General features: G+C 74.3%; 19 protein-coding genes and 1 tRNA gene. 13 read left to right on the plus strand and 7 right to left on the minus strand.

The genetic code is table 11. The features are described 5' to 3' along the window. Nucleotides 1-60: 60 nt before the first annotated feature. Complete coding sequence (locus ACQ614_RS21010; protein ID WP_431680043.1) at nt 61-2,874, plus strand: penicillin acylase family protein; 2,814 nt, start codon at nt 61-63, stop codon at nt 2,872-2,874. Between the two features lie 19 nt (nt 2,875-2,893). Here the strand turns inward: ACQ614_RS21010 and ACQ614_RS21015 are convergent, their stop codons facing one another. After that, nucleotides 2,894-3,481, minus strand: coding sequence for a 5-formyltetrahydrofolate cyclo-ligase (locus ACQ614_RS21015; protein ID WP_431683977.1), 588 nt, complete (start codon nt 3,479-3,481; stop codon nt 2,894-2,896). Between the two features lie 74 nt (nt 3,482-3,555). Here ACQ614_RS21015 and ACQ614_RS21020 point away from each other — a divergent pair, with 74 nt between their 5' ends. The 8 genes from ACQ614_RS21020 to ACQ614_RS21055 all read left to right on the plus strand — a co-directional run bounded on the left by ACQ614_RS21020 (nt 3,556) and on the right by ACQ614_RS21055 (nt 9,951). Beyond that, complete coding sequence (locus ACQ614_RS21020; RefSeq protein WP_431680044.1) at nt 3,556-4,512, plus strand: GGDEF domain-containing protein; 957 nt, start codon at nt 3,556-3,558, stop codon at nt 4,510-4,512. Between the two features lie 56 nt (nt 4,513-4,568). Then, entirely contained in the window at nt 4,569-5,489 is a 921-nt protein-coding gene (galU, locus tag ACQ614_RS21025; protein ID WP_363496802.1) for a UTP--glucose-1-phosphate uridylyltransferase GalU, read from the plus strand. A gap of 95 nt (nt 5,490-5,584) precedes the next feature. Next, nucleotides 5,585-6,835 carry a molybdotransferase-like divisome protein Glp gene (gene glp / locus ACQ614_RS21030; RefSeq protein WP_431683978.1) on the plus strand — a complete coding sequence of 417 codons (1,251 nt, stop codon included), beginning with the start codon at nt 5,585-5,587 and terminating at the stop codon, nt 6,833-6,835. A 115-nt stretch (nt 6,836-6,950) separates the two neighbouring features. Then, nucleotides 6,951-7,388 carry a cyclic pyranopterin monophosphate synthase MoaC gene (gene moaC, locus ACQ614_RS21035; RefSeq protein WP_431683979.1) on the plus strand — a complete coding sequence of 146 codons (438 nt, stop codon included), beginning with the start codon at nt 6,951-6,953 and terminating at the stop codon, nt 7,386-7,388. Then, the gene (locus ACQ614_RS21040; protein WP_431680045.1) at nt 7,385-7,900 is read left to right on the plus strand and encodes a MogA/MoaB family molybdenum cofactor biosynthesis protein; all 516 of its coding nucleotides are present in this window, start codon (nt 7,385-7,387) and stop codon (nt 7,898-7,900) included. Before moaC ends, ACQ614_RS21040 begins: the two co-directional genes overlap by 4 nt. Further along, the gene (locus tag ACQ614_RS21045; protein ID WP_431683980.1) at nt 7,897-8,523 is read left to right on the plus strand and encodes a GNAT family N-acetyltransferase; all 627 of its coding nucleotides are present in this window, start codon (nt 7,897-7,899) and stop codon (nt 8,521-8,523) included. Before ACQ614_RS21040 ends, ACQ614_RS21045 begins: the two co-directional genes overlap by 4 nt. A gap of 151 nt (nt 8,524-8,674) precedes the next feature. Further along, on the plus strand, nt 8,675-9,778 hold the full coding sequence (gene sepX, locus ACQ614_RS21050) for a divisome protein SepX/GlpR (protein ID WP_431680046.1): 1,104 nt from the start codon (nt 8,675-8,677) through the stop codon (nt 9,776-9,778). Nucleotides 9,779-9,877: 99 nt separating this feature from the next. Beyond that, nucleotides 9,878-9,951 (plus strand) — tRNA-Ala (locus ACQ614_RS21055). Nucleotides 9,952-10,094: 143 nt separating this feature from the next. On the opposite strand, the gene ACQ614_RS21060 is transcribed toward ACQ614_RS21055, so the two are convergent. From ACQ614_RS21060 to ACQ614_RS21075, 4 genes are all read right to left on the minus strand, one after another. Continuing rightward, nucleotides 10,095-11,081 carry an aldo/keto reductase gene (locus ACQ614_RS21060; RefSeq protein WP_431680047.1) on the minus strand — a complete coding sequence of 329 codons (987 nt, stop codon included), beginning with the start codon at nt 11,079-11,081 and terminating at the stop codon, nt 10,095-10,097. A gap of 128 nt (nt 11,082-11,209) precedes the next feature. Beyond that, entirely contained in the window at nt 11,210-11,719 is a 510-nt protein-coding gene (locus tag ACQ614_RS21065) for a DUF4240 domain-containing protein (protein WP_431680048.1), read from the minus strand. 129 nt (nt 11,720-11,848) lie between these two features. Then, the gene (locus ACQ614_RS21070) at nt 11,849-12,259 is read right to left on the minus strand and encodes a GlcG/HbpS family heme-binding protein (protein ID WP_431680049.1); all 411 of its coding nucleotides are present in this window, start codon (nt 12,257-12,259) and stop codon (nt 11,849-11,851) included. 72 nt (nt 12,260-12,331) lie between these two features. Beyond that, on the minus strand, nt 12,332-13,582 hold the full coding sequence (locus ACQ614_RS21075; protein ID WP_431680050.1) for an MFS transporter: 1,251 nt from the start codon (nt 13,580-13,582) through the stop codon (nt 12,332-12,334). A gap of 138 nt (nt 13,583-13,720) precedes the next feature. Here ACQ614_RS21075 and ACQ614_RS21080 point away from each other — a divergent pair, with 138 nt between their 5' ends. Continuing rightward, the gene (locus tag ACQ614_RS21080) at nt 13,721-14,233 is read left to right on the plus strand and encodes a MarR family winged helix-turn-helix transcriptional regulator (RefSeq protein WP_431680051.1); all 513 of its coding nucleotides are present in this window, start codon (nt 13,721-13,723) and stop codon (nt 14,231-14,233) included. A gap of 87 nt (nt 14,234-14,320) precedes the next feature. Here the strand turns inward: ACQ614_RS21080 and ACQ614_RS21085 are convergent, their stop codons facing one another. Then, nucleotides 14,321-15,289 (minus strand): peptidase, encoded by a 969-nt coding sequence (locus ACQ614_RS21085; protein ID WP_431680052.1) that lies wholly within the window; start codon nt 15,287-15,289, stop codon nt 14,321-14,323. 2 nt (nt 15,290-15,291) lie between these two features. Further along, complete coding sequence (locus tag ACQ614_RS21090) at nt 15,292-16,614, minus strand: VWA domain-containing protein (RefSeq protein WP_431680053.1); 1,323 nt, start codon at nt 16,612-16,614, stop codon at nt 15,292-15,294. A gap of 134 nt (nt 16,615-16,748) precedes the next feature. On the opposite strand from ACQ614_RS21090, the gene ACQ614_RS21095 reads away from it, so the two are divergent. From ACQ614_RS21095 to ACQ614_RS21105, 3 genes are all read left to right on the plus strand, one after another. After that, entirely contained in the window at nt 16,749-17,645 is an 897-nt protein-coding gene (locus tag ACQ614_RS21095; RefSeq protein WP_431680054.1) for an ATP-binding cassette domain-containing protein, read from the plus strand. Continuing rightward, the gene (locus tag ACQ614_RS21100; protein WP_431680055.1) at nt 17,642-18,304 is read left to right on the plus strand and encodes an ABC transporter; all 663 of its coding nucleotides are present in this window, start codon (nt 17,642-17,644) and stop codon (nt 18,302-18,304) included. Before ACQ614_RS21095 ends, ACQ614_RS21100 begins: the two co-directional genes overlap by 4 nt. 143 nt (nt 18,305-18,447) lie before the next feature. Continuing rightward, complete coding sequence (locus ACQ614_RS21105) at nt 18,448-18,951, plus strand: DUF1269 domain-containing protein (RefSeq protein ID WP_431680056.1); 504 nt, start codon at nt 18,448-18,450, stop codon at nt 18,949-18,951. Nucleotides 18,952-18,978: the final 27 nt, after the last annotated feature.

Here is an 18,978-nt window from a genome sequence, read left to right on the forward strand (position 1 = left end):
CTGAGCCGACCTAATGTGGTGAGCTGTCACCGCCGCCACGACCCCCAGTCAAGGACCCAGATGCCCCGCTCGAAGAAGTTCCGGCGCGCCCGTCTGATCGTGATCGTGCTGGCCGTGGTGCTGATCGCCGGGCTGGGCGGGGGCGGATACTGGGCGGTCCACACCGTGCGGGCGTCCTTCCCGGAGCTGGCCGGCACCGTCCGGGTCTCCGGCATGGCCGCCCCGGTCGACGTGAAGCGCGACGACAAGGGCGTGCCGCAGCTCTACGCGGACACCTCCGAGGACCTCTTCCGCGCCCAGGGCTACGTGCAGGCCCAGGACCGCTTCTGGGAGATGGACGTCCGACGGCACATCACCGCCGGCCGGCTGTCCGAAATGTTCGGTTCCGGCCAGGTCGAGAAGGACGCCTTCCTGCGCACCATGGGCTGGCGCCAGGTCGCGCAGCAGGAGTACGACACCGTCCTGTCCGCCGAGACCAAGAAGTACCTGCAGGCCTACGCGGACGGCGTGAACGCCTGGCTCGCCGAGCACCCCGGCGGGGCCGGCGCCTCCCTCGAGTACGCCCTGCTCGGCGCGGTGACCAGCGGATACAAGCCGGAGAAGTGGACCCCGGTCGACTCGGTGGCCTGGCTCAAGGCGATGGCCTGGAACCTCTCCGGCAACCTCACCGAGGAGGTCGACCGCTCGCTGCTGGCCCAGAACTTCCAGCAGGAGGAGATCGAGCAGCTCTACCCGACGTACCCGTTCGACCGCAACGGCACCATCGTCAAGGCCGGCAGCCTCGCCGCCGACGGCACCTACCGTCCGGCCGGCGACACCGCCTCCGCGGGCGCCACCACGACGGGCGCCACCGGCACCGCCGGCAACGGCGGCAACGGCACGGCCGGCAGTAACGGCACCACCGGAAGCGGCAGCAACAGCGCCGCCGGCACCACCCAGAGCCGCACCGCCACCCAGGCCGCGCTCAAGGGCATCGCCGACAAGAGCGCCTCCCTGCCGCTGCTGCTCGGTCCGGACGGCCAGGGCATCGGCTCCAACTCCTGGGTCGTCTCCGGCAGCCACACCACCACCGGCAAGCCGCTGCTCGCCAACGACCCGCACCTCGGCCCGGGCATGCCGTCCGTCTGGTACCAGATGGGCCTGCACTGCCGCACCGTCGGCCCCAAGTGCGGCTTCGACGTCGCCGGCTTCACCTTCGCCGGCACCCCCGGCGTGGTCATCGGCCACAACAAGGACATCGCCTGGGGCTTCACCAACCTCGGCGCCGACGTCACCGACCTCTACCTGGAGAAGGTCACCGGCCCGGACACCTACCTGCGCGACGGCAAGGAGGTGAAGTTCCAGACCCGCAAGGAGACCATCAAGGTCGCCGGCGGCGAGGACCGCACCATCACCGTCCGTACCACGGTCAACGGCCCGCTGATCTCCGACCAGTCCTCCGAGCAGCAGAACGTCGGCACCTACGCCCCGGCCGGCAACGCCGCCCCGGACCGCGCCAGCGGCTACGGCGTCGCCCTGCAGTGGACGGCCCTCACCCCGGGCAGGACCATGGACGCCGTCTTCGAGCTCGACCGCGCCGCCGACTGGAAGGACTTCCAGAAGGCCGCCGCCGACTTCGCCGTCCCCGCCCAGAACCTGATCTACGCCGACACCAAGGGCAACATCGGCTACCAGACCCCGGGCGTCATCCCCGTCCGCGGCAAGGGCGACGGCCGCTACCCGGCCCCGGGCTGGGACTCGGCCTACGACTGGAAGAAGGAGCCGATCCCCTTCAAGTCGCTGCCCTACAGCCTCAACCCGGCCGCCGGCTACATCGTCACCGCCAACCAGGCCGTGGCCGGCAGCGGCTACCCGTACACCCTCACCACCGACTGGGAGTACGGCACCCGCGCCAAGGAGGTCACCGACCAGATCGAGGGCAAGCTCAAGAACGGCGGCAAGATCTCCCCGGACGACATGCAGGCCATGCAGCTGGACAACACCAGCGTGATGGCCAAGACCCTCGTGCCGCTGCTGCTCAAGGTGAAGATCAGCGACCCGTACGTCCGCGAGGCCCAGGACCTGCTCAAGGACTGGAACTACCACCAGGACGCCGACTCCGCGGCCGCCGCCTACTACAACGGCGTCTGGCGGGCCCTGCTCACCCTCGCCTTCGGCCAGAAGCTCCCGGCCTCGCTGCGCGCCGAGGGCGACTGCCTGCTGGTCCGTCAGAAGTCCAACTCGACGCTGCCCGACGACGCGGTCAACGGCGAGGTGAAGCCCGTCACCGAGTGCGGCACCCGCAAGCCCGACCAGGCCCAGCCGGACGGCGGCGACCGCTGGACGGAGGTCGTGCGCACCCAGCTCGCGCAGCCCGACAGCAAGTGGTGGAACTACATCGACTCCGACCACCTGCCGCAGCGCGGCCTGAACAACCTGCTCGCCCAGGCGATGAAGAACGCCCGCCAGGACCTCACCGCCTACCTCGGCAAGTCCATCTCCACCTGGAGCTGGGGCCGCCTGCACACCCTGACGCTCAAGGAGAACACGCTCGGCAGCGACGACTCCTCGATCGCCTCCGGCTTCGTGCACCGGCTGCTCAACCGCGGCCCCTACCGCCTCTCCGGCGGCAGCGCCGCGGTGAACGCCGCCGGCTGGAACGCCGCCGCCGGGTACCAGGTCGACTGGATCCCCTCGATGCGGATGGTCGTGGACCTCAGCGACTTCGACGCCTCCCGCTGGATCAACGTCGGCGGCGCCTCCGGTCACGCCTTCCACAGCAACTACAACGACCAGACCGAGCTGTGGGCCAAGGGCGACCTGCTGCCCTGGGCCTACTCCGCGGACGCCGTCACCAAGGCCACCGAGCACACCATGACGCTCACCAGCGGCTGACCCGCCGCGGGGGCGCCCCTCAGCCGGCGCCCCCGCGGAAACGGTGCACGCCGGACGGCGTCACCACCGCGTCCACCGGCAGGTCGTGCTCCTCGCCCGGCACCTGCTCCAGCAGCTCCTCCTCGTACAGCAGCGTCGCCAGCAGCGGCCGCGCCCCGGCCGCCGCCAGCCGGGCCAGCACCCGGTCGTAGCTGCCGCCGCCGCGGCCCAGCCGCACGCCCCGGCGGTCCACCGCCAGGCCGGGCAGCAGCACCAGCCGCGCCCCGCACACCGCGTCCGGCCCCAGCCGCGGGCCGGTCGGCTCCAGCAGCCCCCGGGAGGCCGGGGCCAGCGCCCGGCGCCCCTCGTACCGTGCCCAGTCCAGGTCGTTGTCCGGCAGCAGCACCGGCAGCAGCACCTGCACCCCCCGGGCCGCCAGCGCGTCCAGCAGCGGCCCGGTGCCCGGCTCGCCGCCGACCGACACGTACGCCGCCACCGTCCACCCCGGCTCGGCCAGCCCGGCGGCCCGCACGGCCAGCCCTTCCGCCGCCGATGCCCGCCGAGTGGGTGACAGCTCACGGCGTCCTGCCAGCAGGCGTGACCTCAAAGCGGCCTTGTCGTTGTGCAATGGATTGGCAGTCAAGGGTTCCCCACAGCTCGGCACCGATCGGTGCCCAGAGCCTGACATGCGGAAGGCCCCACATGTCCACTCCGCTCCTGGTCCAGGCCCTCGCCGGGCTGAGCGCCCCCGCCCTGGCCAGCGCCGGCCTGCTCGGCCTGCGCCTGCGCCGCAGCGCCGCCGCGGCCGCCGAGCGCGAGGCGGCCCTGCAGGGCCGGGTGGCCGAGCTCCGCAGGGAGCGGGACGAACTCCAGCGCACCGCCTCCTGCGACCCGCTCACCGGTGTGTGGAACTACCGCCACCTGCAGATCACCCTGGACAAGGAGATCGAGCGCGCCCGCCGGGCCGAGGCCGCCGACGAACGCCGCCCGCTCGCCCTGCTGATGCTGGAGATCGCGGGCTTCGACGCGGTCGTCGCCGAGCACGGCCGCAGCCGGGCCGGTGCCGTGCTGCGCGACCTCGCCCAGCGGCTCGCCGTCGAGATCCGCCGCTCCGACACCCTCGGCCGCTACGGCGGCGAGGAGTTCCTGGTGCTGCTGCCCGACACCGGCGCCGAGGGGGCCGTCCAGGTCGCCGAGCGGCTCTGCTGGACGGTCCGCCGGCACCGGCTGCTGGACTGGTCCGCGAACGGCACCGCCCGCGGGGCCGGCACCCGGTCGGGCGACCCGACCACGGCAACCGCGACCGCCCGCGGGAACGGCCTCACCGCCTCCGTCGGCATCGCCGTCCTGCCCCGCGACGGCTCGCACGCCGCCCTGCTGCTGCGCGCCGCCGACCGGGCCCTGGCCGAGGCCCGGCGGGCCGGCGGCGACTGCTGGCGCGGCGCCCCGGTCGAGAGCGTGCCGACGGTGCCCGCGGCCACCGCGGCCCCGGCCGCCGCCGCGTGGTCCAGGAGGAGGGCGGAGGGCCTCGCAGGGGCCGCGGAAATCCCGGGTAATGTGTCCGCTTGTGCCGGCGAGGAGGTCACCTTCACCTCCGTCGGCCAGGCCCGCACCGCTGCGGCCGCTGCCGCCACGGCCGCTGCTCGGGACGGGGTTTAAAGACCCGACTCACCGCGCTCTCAGAGGGCGCTGAAACGCCTCAGTAAGGTCGACGCATGACGAAGACGCACGCCCGCACCCCAGTCACCAAGGCCGTCGTTCCCGCTGCCGGCCTGGGGACACGCTTCCTGCCCGCGACCAAGGCGACACCCAAGGAGATGCTGCCGGTCGTCGACAAGCCGGCGATCCAGTACGTCGTCGAGGAGGCCGCAGCAGCCGGCCTGTCCGACATACTGATGGTGACGGGCCGCAACAAGCGGGCCCTGGAGGACCACTTCGACCGCGCCTACGAGCTCGAGGAGCTGCTCGCCCGCAAGGGCGACCACGACCGGCTCCGCCGCGTCCAGGAGTCCGTCCAGCTCGCCAACATGCACTACGTCCGCCAGGGCGACCCCAAGGGCCTCGGCCACGCCGTCCTCGTCGCCGAGCAGCACGTCGCCGGCCAGCCCTTCGCCGTCCTCCTCGGCGACGACCTGATCGACCCGCGCGACCCGCTGCTCTCCCGCATGATCGAGGTCCAGCAGGAGCTCGGCGGCTCCGTCGTCGCCCTCATGGAGGTCGACCCCTCGCAGATCCACCTCTACGGCTGCGCCGCCGTCAAGCCGAACGGCCTCGGCGACGACGTCTTCCGGATCACCGACCTGGTCGAGAAGCCCGACACCGCGGACGCCCCGTCCAACTACGCGGTGATCGGCCGCTACATCCTCGACCCCACGGTCTTCGAGGTGCTCAGCAAGACCCCGCCCGGCCGCGGCGGCGAGATCCAGCTGACCGACGCGCTGCGCGAGCTGGCCGGCCGCGGCGAGGCCGACGGCGGCCCCGTCCACGGCGTGCTCTTCAAGGGCCGCCGCTACGACACCGGCGACCGCGCCGACTACCTTCGCGCTATCGTCCGACTGGCGTGCGAGCGCGAGGACCTCGGCCCCGAGTTCCGGGACTTCCTCCGGCAGTTCGTCGCCACCGAGATGAACGGCTGACCCACCAGGAAGCGAGTGAGGCGATGACCGCGGGCCCCGCGCACGGCAGCAACGACCCCTGCTGCGAGGACGCCGGGGCCCCGGCACCGCCCAGGATGTGGAGCGTCGACGAGCACCTCGCCGACGTCCTCACCGGGATCGCACCCCTGCCGCCCGTCGAGCTCGACCTGCTCGACGCCCAGGGCTGCCGGCTCGCCACCGACGTCACCGCCGCCGTCGACCTGCCGCCCTTCGACAACAGCTCGATGGACGGCTACGCCGTGCGCGCCTCCGACGGTGCCCCGGCCGTGCTCGCCGTGGTCGGCGACATCGCGGCCAGCGCCGGCGAGCTCCCCGAGGTCGGCCCGGGCCGGGCGGCCCGCATCATGACCGGTGCGCCCGTGCCGCCCGGTGCCGACGCGGTCGCCCCGGTCGAGTGGACCGACGGCGGCACCGGCACCGGAACCCCGGCCGACGCCATGACCGCGCCCGTCGCCGACGAGCGGGTCGAACTGCTCCGCCCGGTCGCCCCCGGCGCCCACATCCGGCGCCGCGGCAGCGACATCTCCGCCGGCACCACCGTGCTCACCGCCGGCACCCTGCTCGGCCCCACCCAGGTCGGCCTGCTCGCCGCGATCGGCCGCGGCACCGCCGCCGTCCACCCCCGCCCGCGCGTCGCCGTGCTCTCCACCGGCAGCGAACTCGTCCAGCCCGGCGAGCCGATCGGCCCCGGCCGGATCTCCGACTCCAACAGCTTCACCCTCACCGCGGCCGCCCGCGCCGCCGGTGCCGAGGTGACCCGGATCGGCGGCGTCCCCGACGACCCGGCCGTGCTCCGCCGGGTGCTCCAGGAGCAGCTCGGCCGCGCCGACCTGATCGTCACCAGCGGCGGCGTCAGCGTCGGCGCGTACGACGTGGTCAAGGAGGCCCTGCAGCCGCTGCACGGCGGGGAGGACCTCGGCGGCGTCGACTTCCGGCGGCTGCGCATGCAGCCCGGCAAGCCGCAGGGCTTCGGCCGGATCGGCAAGGACGGCGTCCCGCTGCTCGCCCTGCCCGGCAACCCGGTCAGCGCCTACATCTCCTTCGAGCTGTTCGTCCGGCCGCTGATCCGCACCATGCTCGGCGCCCCCGACGTGCACCGCACCGTCGTCCGGGCGGTCTGCACCGCGGACCTCGCGTCACCCGCCGGGCGGCGGCAGTTCCTGCGCGGCCGGTACGGCGCGGACGGCACCGTCACCCCGGTCGGCGGCGCGGGATCGCACCTGGTCGGCGCCCTCGCACTGGCCGACTGCCTGATCACCGTCCCCGAGGACACCACCGTCCTGCCGGCCGGCAGCGGCGTGGACGTGGTCCTTCTCACGGACTGACGCCGCAGGGGTTGTACGGTAGCGCGGTATTCGACCCGCGCCACTGGAGCACCCCGTGACCGAGACACCACCCGGCGACCGCCTCACGCACGTCGACGACACCGGCGCCGCCCGCATGGTCGACGTCTCCGAGAAGGCCACCACCGTCCGCACCGCGGTCGCCGCCGGACGGGTCACCGTCGCCCCCAAGGTGGTCGCACTGCTCCGCGGCGAGGGCGTGCCCAAGGGGGACGCCCTCGCCGTCGCCCGGATCGCCGGGATCATGGGCGCCAAGAAGACCCCGGAGCTGATCCCGCTCTGCCACCCGATCGCCATCTCCGGCGTCAAGGTGGACCTGGCCGTCACCGACGACGCCGTCGAGATCACCGCCACGGTGCGGACCGCCGACCGCACCGGCGTCGAGATGGAGGCGCTCACCGCCGTCGCCGTCGCCGGACTGACCGTCATCGACATGGTCAAGGCGGTCGACAAGGCCGCCGCGATCCAGGACGTCCGGGTGCTCACCAAGACCGGCGGCAAGAGCGGCGACTGGGCCCGCGAGGACGCCCGGTGACCGCCCCCGCCGGGCGCGCGCTCGCCGTCACCGTCTCCAACCGCGCCTCGGCCGGCGTGTACGAGGACAAGGGCGGCCCGCTGCTCGTCGAGGGGCTGCGCCGGATGGGCTTCACCGCCGACGGCCCGCGCGTGGTGCCGGACGGCGACCCCGTCGAGGCGGCGCTCCGCGAGGCCGTCGCGGCCGGCTACGACGTCGTCCTCACCACCGGCGGCACCGGCATCTCCCCGATGGACCTCACCCCGGAGGCCACCGCCCGGGTGATCGACCGGCAGATCCCCGGCATCGCCGAGGCGATCCGCGCCCAGGGCCGGGACAAGGTGCCCACCGCGGCGCTCTCCCGCGGCCTCGCCGGCCTTGCCGGACGGACCCTGATCGTCAACCTCCCGGGCTCCACCGGCGGCGTCAGGGACGGCCTGGCCGTCCTGGAGCCGCTCCTCGCGCACGCCGTCGACCAGCTCCGCGGCGGCGACCACCCGCGGCCCGACGCCACCGCGCGGAGCGAGAGCTGAGCGCCGGCTGGCCGGTCGAGCTGACCGAGGGCGACGTGGTGCTGCGCCCGATCCGGGCCCGCGACCAGCGGGCCTGGCAGGAGGTCAGCCGCCGCAACCGGGACTGGCTGCGGCGCTGGGAGGCGACCGTGCCCCCGCCGCAGGCCGGCCGTGGCGGGGTCGCCCGGCCGAGCTACCGGCAGATGGTCCGCTACCTGCGCGGCGAGGCCTCGGCGGGGCGGATGCTGCCCTTCGTGGTGCTGTTCCGGGGCCGGCTGGTCGGCCAGCTCACCGTCGGCGGCATCACCTGGGGCTCGATGTGCTCCGCCAATGTCGGCTACTGGATCGACGAGGAGGTCGCCGGCCACGGCATCATGCCGACCGCCGTCGCCCTCGCCGTCGACCACTGTTTCCGCACGCTCGGACTGCACCGCATCGAGGTGTGCATTCGGCCGGAGAACCGGCCGAGCCGCCGGGTCGTCGAGAAACTCGGCTTCCGCGAGGAGGGAATGCGCCCCCGCTATCTCCACATCGACGGCGACTGGCGCGACCACCTGGTGTACGCGCTGACCGCGGAGGAGGTGCCGGAGGGCATGCTGGCGCGCTGGCGTTCCGTCAGGAGTGCACCTCCGAGAACTAATTGAATATTTGTTCGAAATAGATATCGATATGGCATCGGGCCGCGGGTCGAGTGGTGGCAAACACCGGCAAAATAGTCGGAGAATCAGCTTGATCACACGACACGCCGCGCCAAATTGCTGCCAGGCCTCAGCATGCCCCCGTACCGTGTGAATCGTGAGCAGTAGCGGCCTTATCTACGCGGTCATCGTGGGAGCCTGGGCCGCCTATCTGGTGCCGATGTGGCTCCGCAGGCAGGACGAGCTCAACGAGTCGCGTCCGACGGAACGCTTCAGTACCGCGATCCGCCTGCTGGCCGGCCGGTCGGCGCTGGAGCGGCGTGCATCGAGGTCCCTCTCCGACGACTCCGCCGACGGCGGGACCGGCGCGGACGGCACCACCGGTGCCGACGACGCGCCGGCCTCCGGCATGTCCGAACCGTCCGGGGCGCCGGAGGTGTCCGACGGGCCGTCGGCCGATCCCACCGCCGCCCGTCCGGCGGAGCCGCAGGCCGCCGACGGCCCGCGCCTCCCGGAGGCGCAGGCCCCGGGCGTCGACGCGCACGCCGACCGCCCCGTGCACCGCCCCACCCCGGAGCGCCGCGCCCGGCTGCTCGCCCGCCGCCGCCGCATGGTCACCGCGCTCTTCCTGGCCTTCGCCCTGGGCGCAGTGGTCGCGGCCGTCGCCGGCATCGCCTTCATCTGGGTGCCCGCACTCCCCGCCGCCCTGCTCACCCTCTACATCGGCCACCTCCGCCGCCTGGAGCGCCAGCGCTACGAGGTGAAGCTGGACCGCGTCCGTGCCGCCCAGGCCGCCGAACGGTTGCGCGCCCGCGAGCGGGAGCGCGAGCCGGAGCCCGTCGCCGAGCCGGAGCCGGCCCGCCCGGCCGCGGTGCACGAGGCGGCGCCCGCCGCCGACGGGCCCGGCCGCCCGCACCTGCGGCTGGCCGGCGACGCCCCGGCGCACGGCGCGCCCGCCGCCTCGCCGGCCACCGCCGTCGCCGAGGCCACCGACCACGAGGAGTGGGTCGACGGCATGCGGGAGCGCGGCCCGGCCGGCGCCGACTCCTGGAAACCGGTGCCCGTCCCGCTGCCGACCTACGTCACCGCGCCGGTCGCCCCCCGGGTCACCCGCGGCCTCGACCTCGCCGCACCCGGGGTCCGCGACTCCGGCCGCCCGGCCGAGGCCCGGCGCACCCCGCTGTTCGACCAGTACGCCGAGGCGGCCGCACCCCCGCCGGAGGCGGACTGCGCCCCGAGGGCCCGAGCCGCCAACGAATGACCCCGGCGCCCCGCCTCCGCCCCTGCGGACGGCGGGGCGCCGCGCCTCGCGGCGCTGGTCACGAGCCGGTCCGCAGAGGTGATAGAGTTCTTTCTCGTTGGGGCTGTGGCGCAGTCCGGTAGCGCACCTCGTTCGCATCGAGGGGGTCAGGGGTTCGAATCCCCTCAGCTCCACCCAATGTCAAAGGCCCTTCCGGGATTGTCCGGGAGGGCCTTTGAGTGTTCGTGCGGCAAGAAGTGCAGCAACTGCTCCGGAAGCACGGGCGCTTCGGCGGCGGTGCGCCGGCCGGGCTTCCTCGGGCGGACGGGGCGGTCTGTCAGTGGGCGGCGTCGAGCCGGGCCCGCTGGTCGGCTGTCAGGGTGAGGTCGACGGCGGCCAGGCTCTCGTCCAGTTGGGCCACCGAGGAGGCGCCGACCAGCGGGACGACCGGGATCTCGCCGCCGATCAGCCAGGCCAGCACCACCTGGTTGACGGTGGCTCCGGTCTCGGCGGCCACCTCGGCCAGCACGGCCCGCCGGGCACGGGTGCCCGCGTGGTCGAAGGCCGGGCCGAGCGGCTTGTCCGTCCGGACGTAGCCGCCGCCGAGCAGCGGCGAGTACGCCACCAGGGCGAGCGAGGGGTTCTCCCGCACGTAGGCGAGCAGGTCGCCCGCGACCACGCCCTGGTCGCCGTCCGCGGTGAGCGCGCCCGGCAGGTCGGCCCGGCGGCGGAAGTAGCTGTGGCTGTACTGGAGCACCTCGTACCCGGGCAGTCCGGCCGCCGCCGCGAGGTTGCGGGCCCGCTCGACCCGCCAGGTCCAGTGGTTGCTGACGCCCAGCAGTCCCACCGTCCCCTCGTTCACCAGTGCGCCGAAGGCCTCGACCGTCTCGGCCAGCGGCACCCCGGTGTCCTCGATGTGCGCGTACAGCAGGTCGAGCTTCTCGACACCGAGCCGCTGCCGGCTCCGCTCGGACTGCTCCCGGATCGTCCCGGCCGACAGGCCCTCACCGTTCTCCACGTAACCGGTGCCGGGGGCGAGCGGTCTGGCGCCGAGCTTGGTGGCGATCACCACCTCGTCGGTGATGCCCCGGCTGCGGCGCCAGCGGCCGATGAGTTCCTCGCTCGCGCCGCCCTGGCTGCCGTCGATCCAGTAGGCGTAGTTGTTGGAGGTGTCGATGAAGGTGCCGCCGGCCTCGACGTAGCGGTCCAGTACGGCGAACGAGGTGGCCTCGTCGGTCAGCGTTCCCATCAGCATGGCCCCGAGGCTGAGCACACTGACCTCGCGGCTGGTCTTCGGGTCGGTGCCGATCGTGCGGTACTGCATGCCAGTTCTCCTCCCGCGGTCCGCCAACTGCGGTCCGCGGTCAGCAGTTTGGGTGCTGGAGTGCACTCGAAGTCAACTGGTCCGGACCACTGGCCCGGTGTCACCGGGTGCCGGTTGCCGAACGGGCCTCAGCGGGCGAGCCCCGGCCAGCCCTCCTCGTTGGAGCACGACTCGTAGTCGTAGCGGGTGTCGATGTCCCATTCGGTGCCGGTGGCCTCTTCGTACGCCTCCTCGTGCACGTACAGCAGGCACTCGGCATGGGCATCGGTGAACGGGGCGAAGAGCTCCGGGCGGGCGAGGACGGCGGTGTACGTCGCACGTCCGGCAGCCACCACCGCGGCGCGGGAGTAGAGGAAGCCGTCGTCCGACTGCGGGAAGGGGCTGCCGTCGGGGAGGGACATGCCGTGCACCGGCATGGTGCCGAGCTGCTCCAGGTCGAGCCGGTACAGGGCCTCGGCGAGCCGCTCGCCGAAGCCGGTGATCACCTCCACCGGCTCCGCGGCCAGCAGCCCGGTGAGCCGCTCGCAGCCGTCCTCCAGGTCCGCGCAGCGGGATGTCCCGGCCGGGCCGCCGAGGGTGTCGATCAACTCCCAGAAACGGTCCCAGGGCAGGGCGGCGGGTTCGGGCTGTGCGGTCATGGTGCGGTGGTCCTCTCTCCGCGCGGGCGGGGGCACCGCGCTGCCCGGCAGTGTTGCCGAGGGGACCGACATCCGGCCGCGCACGCCTCAGGGGTGCCGCCGTCGACCGGCGGCACCCCTGAGGGATGGTCAGGCGAGCCGGGACTCGGCCGCGGCCGAGACGGCGAAGCCGTGGTCCTGCCCGGGTGCGCCGCCGCCGATGCCGAGCGCACCGACCAGCCGGCCGTCGCGGTGCAGCGGGATGCCGCCGGCGATGAACAGCAGCGGGCGGTCGAGGGCGGTCGGCAGGGTGTGGAAGGGGGCGCCCGGCTTGACGGCGTCGACCAGGTCGGCCGTGGGCGTGTCCAGCTGCAGCGCCGTGTAGGCCTTGCGGGTGCTGGTCTCGCCGGCGATCAGGACGGCCCGGTCGTCGCGGCGGAAGGCCAGCAGGTGGCCTCCGGCGTCCAGGACGGTCGCGGAGATCCGGACGCCCTGCGCCTCGGCGGCGCGGTGGGCGGCGGAGATCAGGAGGTCGGCGTCGGCGGTGGTGAGGGGGCTCATGAAGTGCTCCGGTGGTGCTGGTCGGGGGCGCGGTTCGGTCGGTCGTGCAGGTGGTCGGTGCGGGCGGGTCGGTCAGTGGCTGACGGGGACGCGCTGCTGGGCAGAGGCAGAGGCGGAGGCGGAGGCGGAGGCCGGGGTGGAGACGGCGGCAGCGGCCCCACGGGCCGGTCGGCGCTCCAGCGCGGCCGAGAGGAGGGCCAGGGCGAGGGCGGCGGCGGCCATCAGGGCGCCGACCCAGTTGGGGGCGGTGGCGCCGAGGCCGGCCGTCAGGACGGCGCCGCCGAGCCAGGCGGCGAGGGCGTTGCCGAGGTTGAAGGCGCCGATGTTCACGGCGGAGGCGAGGGTCGGGGCGTCGCCGGTCTGGTCGAGGACGCGCTTCTGCAGCGGCGGGACGGTGGCGAAGCCGAGCGCCCCGATCAGCGGCACGGTGACGGCGGCCAGCACCTTGTCGTGGGCGGTGAAGGAGAACAGCGCGAGGACGACGGCGAGTGCGCCGAGCGTGGTGAACAGCATCGGCATCAGCCGCCGGTCCGCGTACCGGCCGCCGACCAGGTTGCCGGCCACCATCCCGAGCCCGAAGAGGACGAGCAGCCAGGTGACGGAGGACTCCGCGTAGCCGGCGGCCTCGGTCATCATCGGCGCGATGTAGGTGATCGCGGCGAAGACGCCGCCGAAGCCGAGCACGGTCATCAGCATGGCCAGTACGACCTGGACGTTGCGGAAGGCGGCCAGCTCGCGCCGCAGCCCGCCGCCGCTGCCCGAGCCGGAGCCCGAGCGGTGGTCGGCCGGGACGAGCGCGGCGATGCCGGCCAGTCCGGCCACGCCGAGTACGGCGACCAGCAGGAAGGTGACCCGCCAGCCGATCTGCTGGCCGACCAGGGTGCCGAGCGGGACGCCGATCACGTTGGCCACGGTCAGGCCGGTGAACATCATGGCGATCGCGCCGGCCTTGCGCTGCGGCGCCACCAGGTCGGCCGCGACGATCGAGCCGATGCCGAAGAACGCGCCGTGGGCGAGCGAGGCGGTGATCCGCCCGGCGAGGACCAGGCCGAAGGCGGGGGCGAGGGCGGTCAGCAGGTTGCCGGCGATGAACAGCCCCATCAGCAGCATCAGCATCCGCTTGCGGGTGATCCGGGTGCCGAGGACGGCGAGCAGCGGGGCGCCGACGACGACGCCGAGGGCGTAGCCGGTGGTGAGCAGGCCGGCGGTGGGGACGGAGACGCCGAAGTCCCCGGCCACCTGCGGCAGCAGCCCCATGATCACGAATTCCGTGGTGCCGATGCCGAAGGCGCCGATGGCCAGCGCCAGGAGTGCGAGAGGCATGAAGGGCCTTCCCAAAGTTTGCGTGCAGGGCTTACAGGCTCCGACATTAATTGCAGACGCTGATAGTTGCAAACGCGGGATATTGCGGAACCGGTCTATCCTGGGGGGACACCGCAGCGAAGGGAGCAGTGGTCCCCCATGACGCGACCCGAACCGGGCCTGGCCCACGGCTGGTGCGCCCTCTCCGCCCTGCACGGCCGGATCGAGGCGCACATCGAGCGCGCCCTCCAGGCGGAGCACGGCCTGAGCGTGCGCGAGTTCTCCGTCCTCGACGTGCTCAGCGCGCAGCACGACGGCGACGGCGGGCACTTCCGGATGACCCAGCTCGCGGACGCCGTCGTCCTCAGCCAGAGCGCCACCACCCGGCTGGTCACCCGCCTGGAGGACCGTGGCCTGCTGGCCCGATACCTCTGCCCGACCGACCGCCGCGGCATCTACACCAACGTCACCGGGGCCGGCCTCGACCTGCTGGAGCAGGCCCGGCCCACCAACGACCACGCCCTGCGCGAGGCGCTGGACGCGGCGGGCCGCCGCCCGGAGCTCGCACCGCTGGTCGCCGCCGTCCGCACGCTCGGCCCGTCCGCGCCCGCCACGGCGGCCGAGCCGGAGCCCGCCACGGACGCCGGGCCGGTGCCCGCCGCGGTCGGCTGACCCGGCGACCCGTGAACGGCGAAGGGCCCGGCCGGGGCGACGGAACGTCGCCCCGGCCGGGCCCTTCGGGCAGCCGTGCCGGACGGCTCAGCTGCGGTACTGCGGGTGCTGCGGTGCCGGTGCCTGCGGCGGCACCGGGGCCGGCCCGGCCGGCCGGCGACCGCGCGGGTGGCGGGTCAGGGTGTAGCCCCACACGCCGGCCAGTGCGGCCAGCGCGCCGCCGGCGACGGTCCAGTACCAGCGGGTGTTCCAGCCGGAGAACAGGCCGCTGTACCAGTGCTCCTCGGCCTCGGCCGGGGCGGCCACCTTGGCGGTGCCCGGCGCGGCCGAGGCCGAGGCGGACGCGGAGGCCGCCGCGCTCGGCGTGGCGGCCGCACCGGGCGCCGCGGTCGAGCCGGCGTTGACCGGAGGCACCAGCGGCGCCTTCAGCTCGCCGCCCTCCGGCTGGGCGTCGTTCGCCCCGCCCTTGGCGGTGACGTTCAGCTGCACCTGGGCCGCGAGGCCGAGGTCCTGCTGCGGGACGTCCGCGACCGACAGCCGCACGTAGTACGTGCCGGGCAGCGGGTCGCCGGACCACGGCTCGGCCCAGGAGCGGACCTGCCGCAGGGCGCAGCTCATCGCGACCGACTGGGCGCCGGTGTCCGCGGTGGCGTTCTGCGGCCCGGCCGTGCAGGACTGGCGGCGGCGCAGGCCGTCGAACAGCTCCACCGACCAGGTCTGCTTCCCGTGCCGGTCCGCCGACGGCGGCAGCGCCACCGTGACGTGCACGGTGTTCGTCTGACCCTCGGTCGCGGCGAACGCCCAGTACAGGTAGTCACCGGTCGAGGCGGACACCGAGGCCGCCCGCCCGGCGGGCAGCGGGGTCGCGGTGAGGAAGGTCGTGCCGGCCGTGGTCACCGGGGCACTGCCCGCGGAGCCCGACGGCGACGGCGACGGCGAGGCCGCCGCGCCGGAGGGGGCGGCCGCCAGCAGGGCGGCGAGGCCCAGCGGCAGCGCGGCCGCGGTACGGACGAGCGCGGAACGCACCGTCAGGGAACGCATCGTCGAAGCACGCATCGTCAGTTCTCCTGCCAGACAGCGATCCGCCAGCGTGCCAGCCAGCCGAAGACCAGGCCGGCGAGCAGGCCCGCCAGGGTCAGCACCAGCAGCAGGATCCAGCCGCGGCCGAGGCCCATGGCCGGGCCGTCCGGTGCCGGGGAGGCCTTGGCGACGTCCACGGTCAGCTCCAGCGGCAGGCCGGGCTCGGCCTGCACGCCCGCCTGCGCGGCGAAGGAGTTGCTGACGACCAGGCAGACCACGTGCTCCGCGGCCCCCTTGCCGGAGGGCGAGGCGGAGGGCTTCTCGTCCTCGTCCTGGGCGGGCGCCGACCAGCGGACACCGGTGGAGGCGACATCGGTGCGGCCGCTGCCCGCGTCGGTGCCACGGACGAGTTCCTGGCCGCCGGTGTCGGTGGCGAGCAGCAGCACCCCGTAGTCGCGGGCGACCGCGCGGTCCGGGGTGACGCTCACCGAGGCGCGCAGCTCCTCGCCCGGCTTCACCGGCACCCGGTAGACCCGGTGCTCGGAGAACTTCTCCCGGTCGCTGTAGACGCCGGGGCGCAGCAGCGGGGCGTCGGGGCAGGCGTCGGCGCCGGCCACCTTCGTGGGCGCCACCCGGTAGGTCTCGCCGGCGCGGTTGACCAGCTGCTTCACCTTCTCGGTGAGCTGCTCCTTCGTCCGCACGTCGGTGTAGGTGCCGCCGGTCGCGTTGGCGATGCACAGCAGCTGCTGGCGGGTCTTGTCGTCGTGGGCCAGGCCGAGCGTGTCGACGACCAGGTTGATGCCCTGGGAGGCCAGTTCGCGGGCCACCTCGCACGGGTCCGGCGGGGCGCAGGAGTCCTCGCCGTCGGTGATCAGCACCACCCGGCGGGTGGTCGGGCCGTCGCCGAGGTCCTGGGCGGCGCCGCGCAGCGCCAGGCCGATCGGGGTCCAGCCGGTCGGACGCAGGGTGGCGACGGCCGTCTTGGCCTCCACCTTGTTCGTCTTCCCGACCGGGTAGAGCTGCTTGGTGTCCTTGCAGCCCTCGGCCTTGTCGGTGCCGGGGTAGGTCGCGCCGAGGGTGCGGATGCCGAACTCGGTCTCCGCGGGCAGCGCGTCGATGACCTCGCTGATGGACTGCTGGGCGACCGACATTCGGCTCTTGCCCTGGATGTCGGTGGCGCGCATGGAGCCGCTGACGTCGAGGACGAGGTCGACCTTGGGCGCCTCGGTGCTGGCGGCTGCGGAGCCGCTGGGTTCGTCGGCGTGCGCCGGGAGGGTGCCGAGCAGCATGCCGGCGGATATCGCCAGTGCTGACAGCAGCCCCGCCGCGCGGGTCGCCGTTCGTCGTCTGATGGTCGTCACGCGCGCATCCTATGGATCATCAGTTCGCTTCACCCAATGTGCAGGGCCTGTGCGAACCAAGGGGATTGTGCGGATCGGGGCGCCCTGTCCCGCCCCGTCCGGCACATTTAGGCTCTCGCGCGAGAGGGGGGCGCATGCGACTCGACGGGATGGGCCGGAGGTACGGGCGGCGCGGACCGTGGATTCTGCGCGGGGTGGCGCTCGCCGTCGGGCCGGGCGAGCTGGTGCGGATCGGCGGCCCGAACGGCAGCGGCAAGTCCACGCTGCTGCGGATCGCCGCCGGGGTCGAGCGGCCCACCGAGGGTACGGCCGTCCTGCCGCCCTCCCGGGCGTACGTCCCCGAACGCTTCCCGCCCGCACTGCCCTTCGACGCCCGCGGCTACCTGCGGCACGCCGGACGCATCCGCGGCTTCGACGCCGCCGAGGCCGCCCGCCGCGCCGAGCACTGGCTGGACGTCTTCGGGATCGCCGACCGCGCCCGCACCCCGCTCGCCGAACTCTCCAAGGGCACCTGCCAGAAGGTCGCCGTCGCCCAGGCCCTGCTCGCCGACGCCGACCTGCTGGTCCTCGACGAGGCCTGGACGGGCCTCGACCCGGCCGCCCGCGCCCTGCTCGACGACGCCGCGGCCGACCGGGCCGCCCGCGGCGGCCGGGTGCTCTTCGTCGACCACGACCCCGGCCGGCTGGCCGGACTCACCACCGCCGCGTACGAGGTGGCCGGTGCCGGGCTGCTCCCGGTGGCGGCCGCCGGGGCCGGCGGGCCGGCCGTGCGGATCGAGGTGGAGAGCCCGCTGCCGCTGCCCGGGCACCTGCCCGGGTCGCCGCGCCGCACCGCGCTCGCCGACGGCGGGACGCGGCTGGAGGTGCCCGCCGCCCACTCGGACGCGCTGCTGCGCGCCCTGCTCGCCGGCGGCCGCGCTCTGCACGTGCGCAGCCTCACCGCCGTCGAGGAGTCCGGGAGCGGGGCCGCCGGGACGGCGGAGGAGAAGGCCGCGGAGCACGTGCCGCCCGTCCCGGAGGAGGCCCGGTGACCGCCCTGGTCCGCTACCACCTGGAGCTGCTGCTGCGCTCGCACCGCTGGGTGCCGCCGGTGATCAGCTACGGGCTGCTGATGGTCCTCGGCCTGTCCGGGGGAGACGAGCCGCTCGCCGGACACGCCTGGAGCGCGGGGATGCTGCTGCCGGTCACCGCGTGGCTGGTGCGCTGCGCGGTGACCGCGGAACCGCCGGCCTCCCGGGCCTGCCTGGTCGCCGCGGCCGGCGCCCGGCGGGTGCACCGGGCCGCGCTGCTGGCGGCGCTCGCGGTCGGCGCCGTCCTGGGTGCGGCCGGGACGGCGGCCGTCCTGGCCACCGGCGGGCAGTCGAAGGCGGGTGCCGGCCCGGCGCTGGCCGCGGGCCTCGCCGCCACCGCGGTGTGCCTGCTGCTGGGGCTGGCGGTGGGCGCCCTGTGCAACCGTCCGGTGCTGCCGACCGGGCCGTACGGGATCGTCGCCGCGTTGGGGGCGGTGGTGCTGGTGCTGCTGGCGCCCTGGGCGCCGGCCCATGTGGTGGTCCGGGAGCTCGTCCGCGGGGCCGAGCACGGGGAGGTCGACCTGCCGGCGACCGTGCTTCCGGCGCTCGCCGCCGCCGCGGTGCTGGCGGTGGCCGCGGTGGCCGGGGCCTCGGCGCTGGCGGCCCGCCGGGCGGACTGACCGGGGTCGGCCGACCCGCGGCCGAATATCGGACACACCGCCACGATCCCGCATAAATATGGCAAATCCTCGTTAGGCTGCGGACCACCAGCAGCGGTGCGGCACCGGGTCCGCACGCTCGACGACTCGGAAGGAACCCGCGCGTGAGCAATCTCTTCGCGATCGCCTACCCCGACGTGGCCACCGCGCAGCAGGTCCGCGACACCGCGATCGGTCTGCAGAAGCAGAAGCTGATCGACCTGGAGGACATCGTCGTCGTCGAGCACCGCGCGGACGGCAAGGTCAAGCTGCACCAGGCGGTGAACACCACCGGCATCGGCGCGGCCTCCGGCGCCCTGTGGGGCGGTGTCATCGGCCTGCTCTTCTTCATGCCGTTCCTGGGCGCGGCGGTCGGCGGTGCCACCGGCGCGGCCGTCGGCGCCGCCACCGACACCGGCGTGGACGACAAGTTCATGCGCCAGGTCGGCCAGAAGATGGAGCCCGGCTCCGCCGCCGTCTTCATGCTCGTCCGCTCCGCCACCGCCGACAAGGTGGTGCCCGCACTCGGCCAGTACGGCGGCGAGATCCTGCAGACCTCGCTCAGCGCGGAGCAGGAGGAGCACCTGGTCGAGGCCCTCAAGGCGGCCAAGGCGCACGTCGGCGAGTGACCCCCCGCGGCCGCCCGCCCCGGGCGA

Source organism: Kitasatospora dryopteridis (genome assembly GCF_050749075.1).
Lineage (GTDB): Bacteria > Actinomycetota > Actinomycetes > Streptomycetales > Streptomycetaceae > Kitasatospora.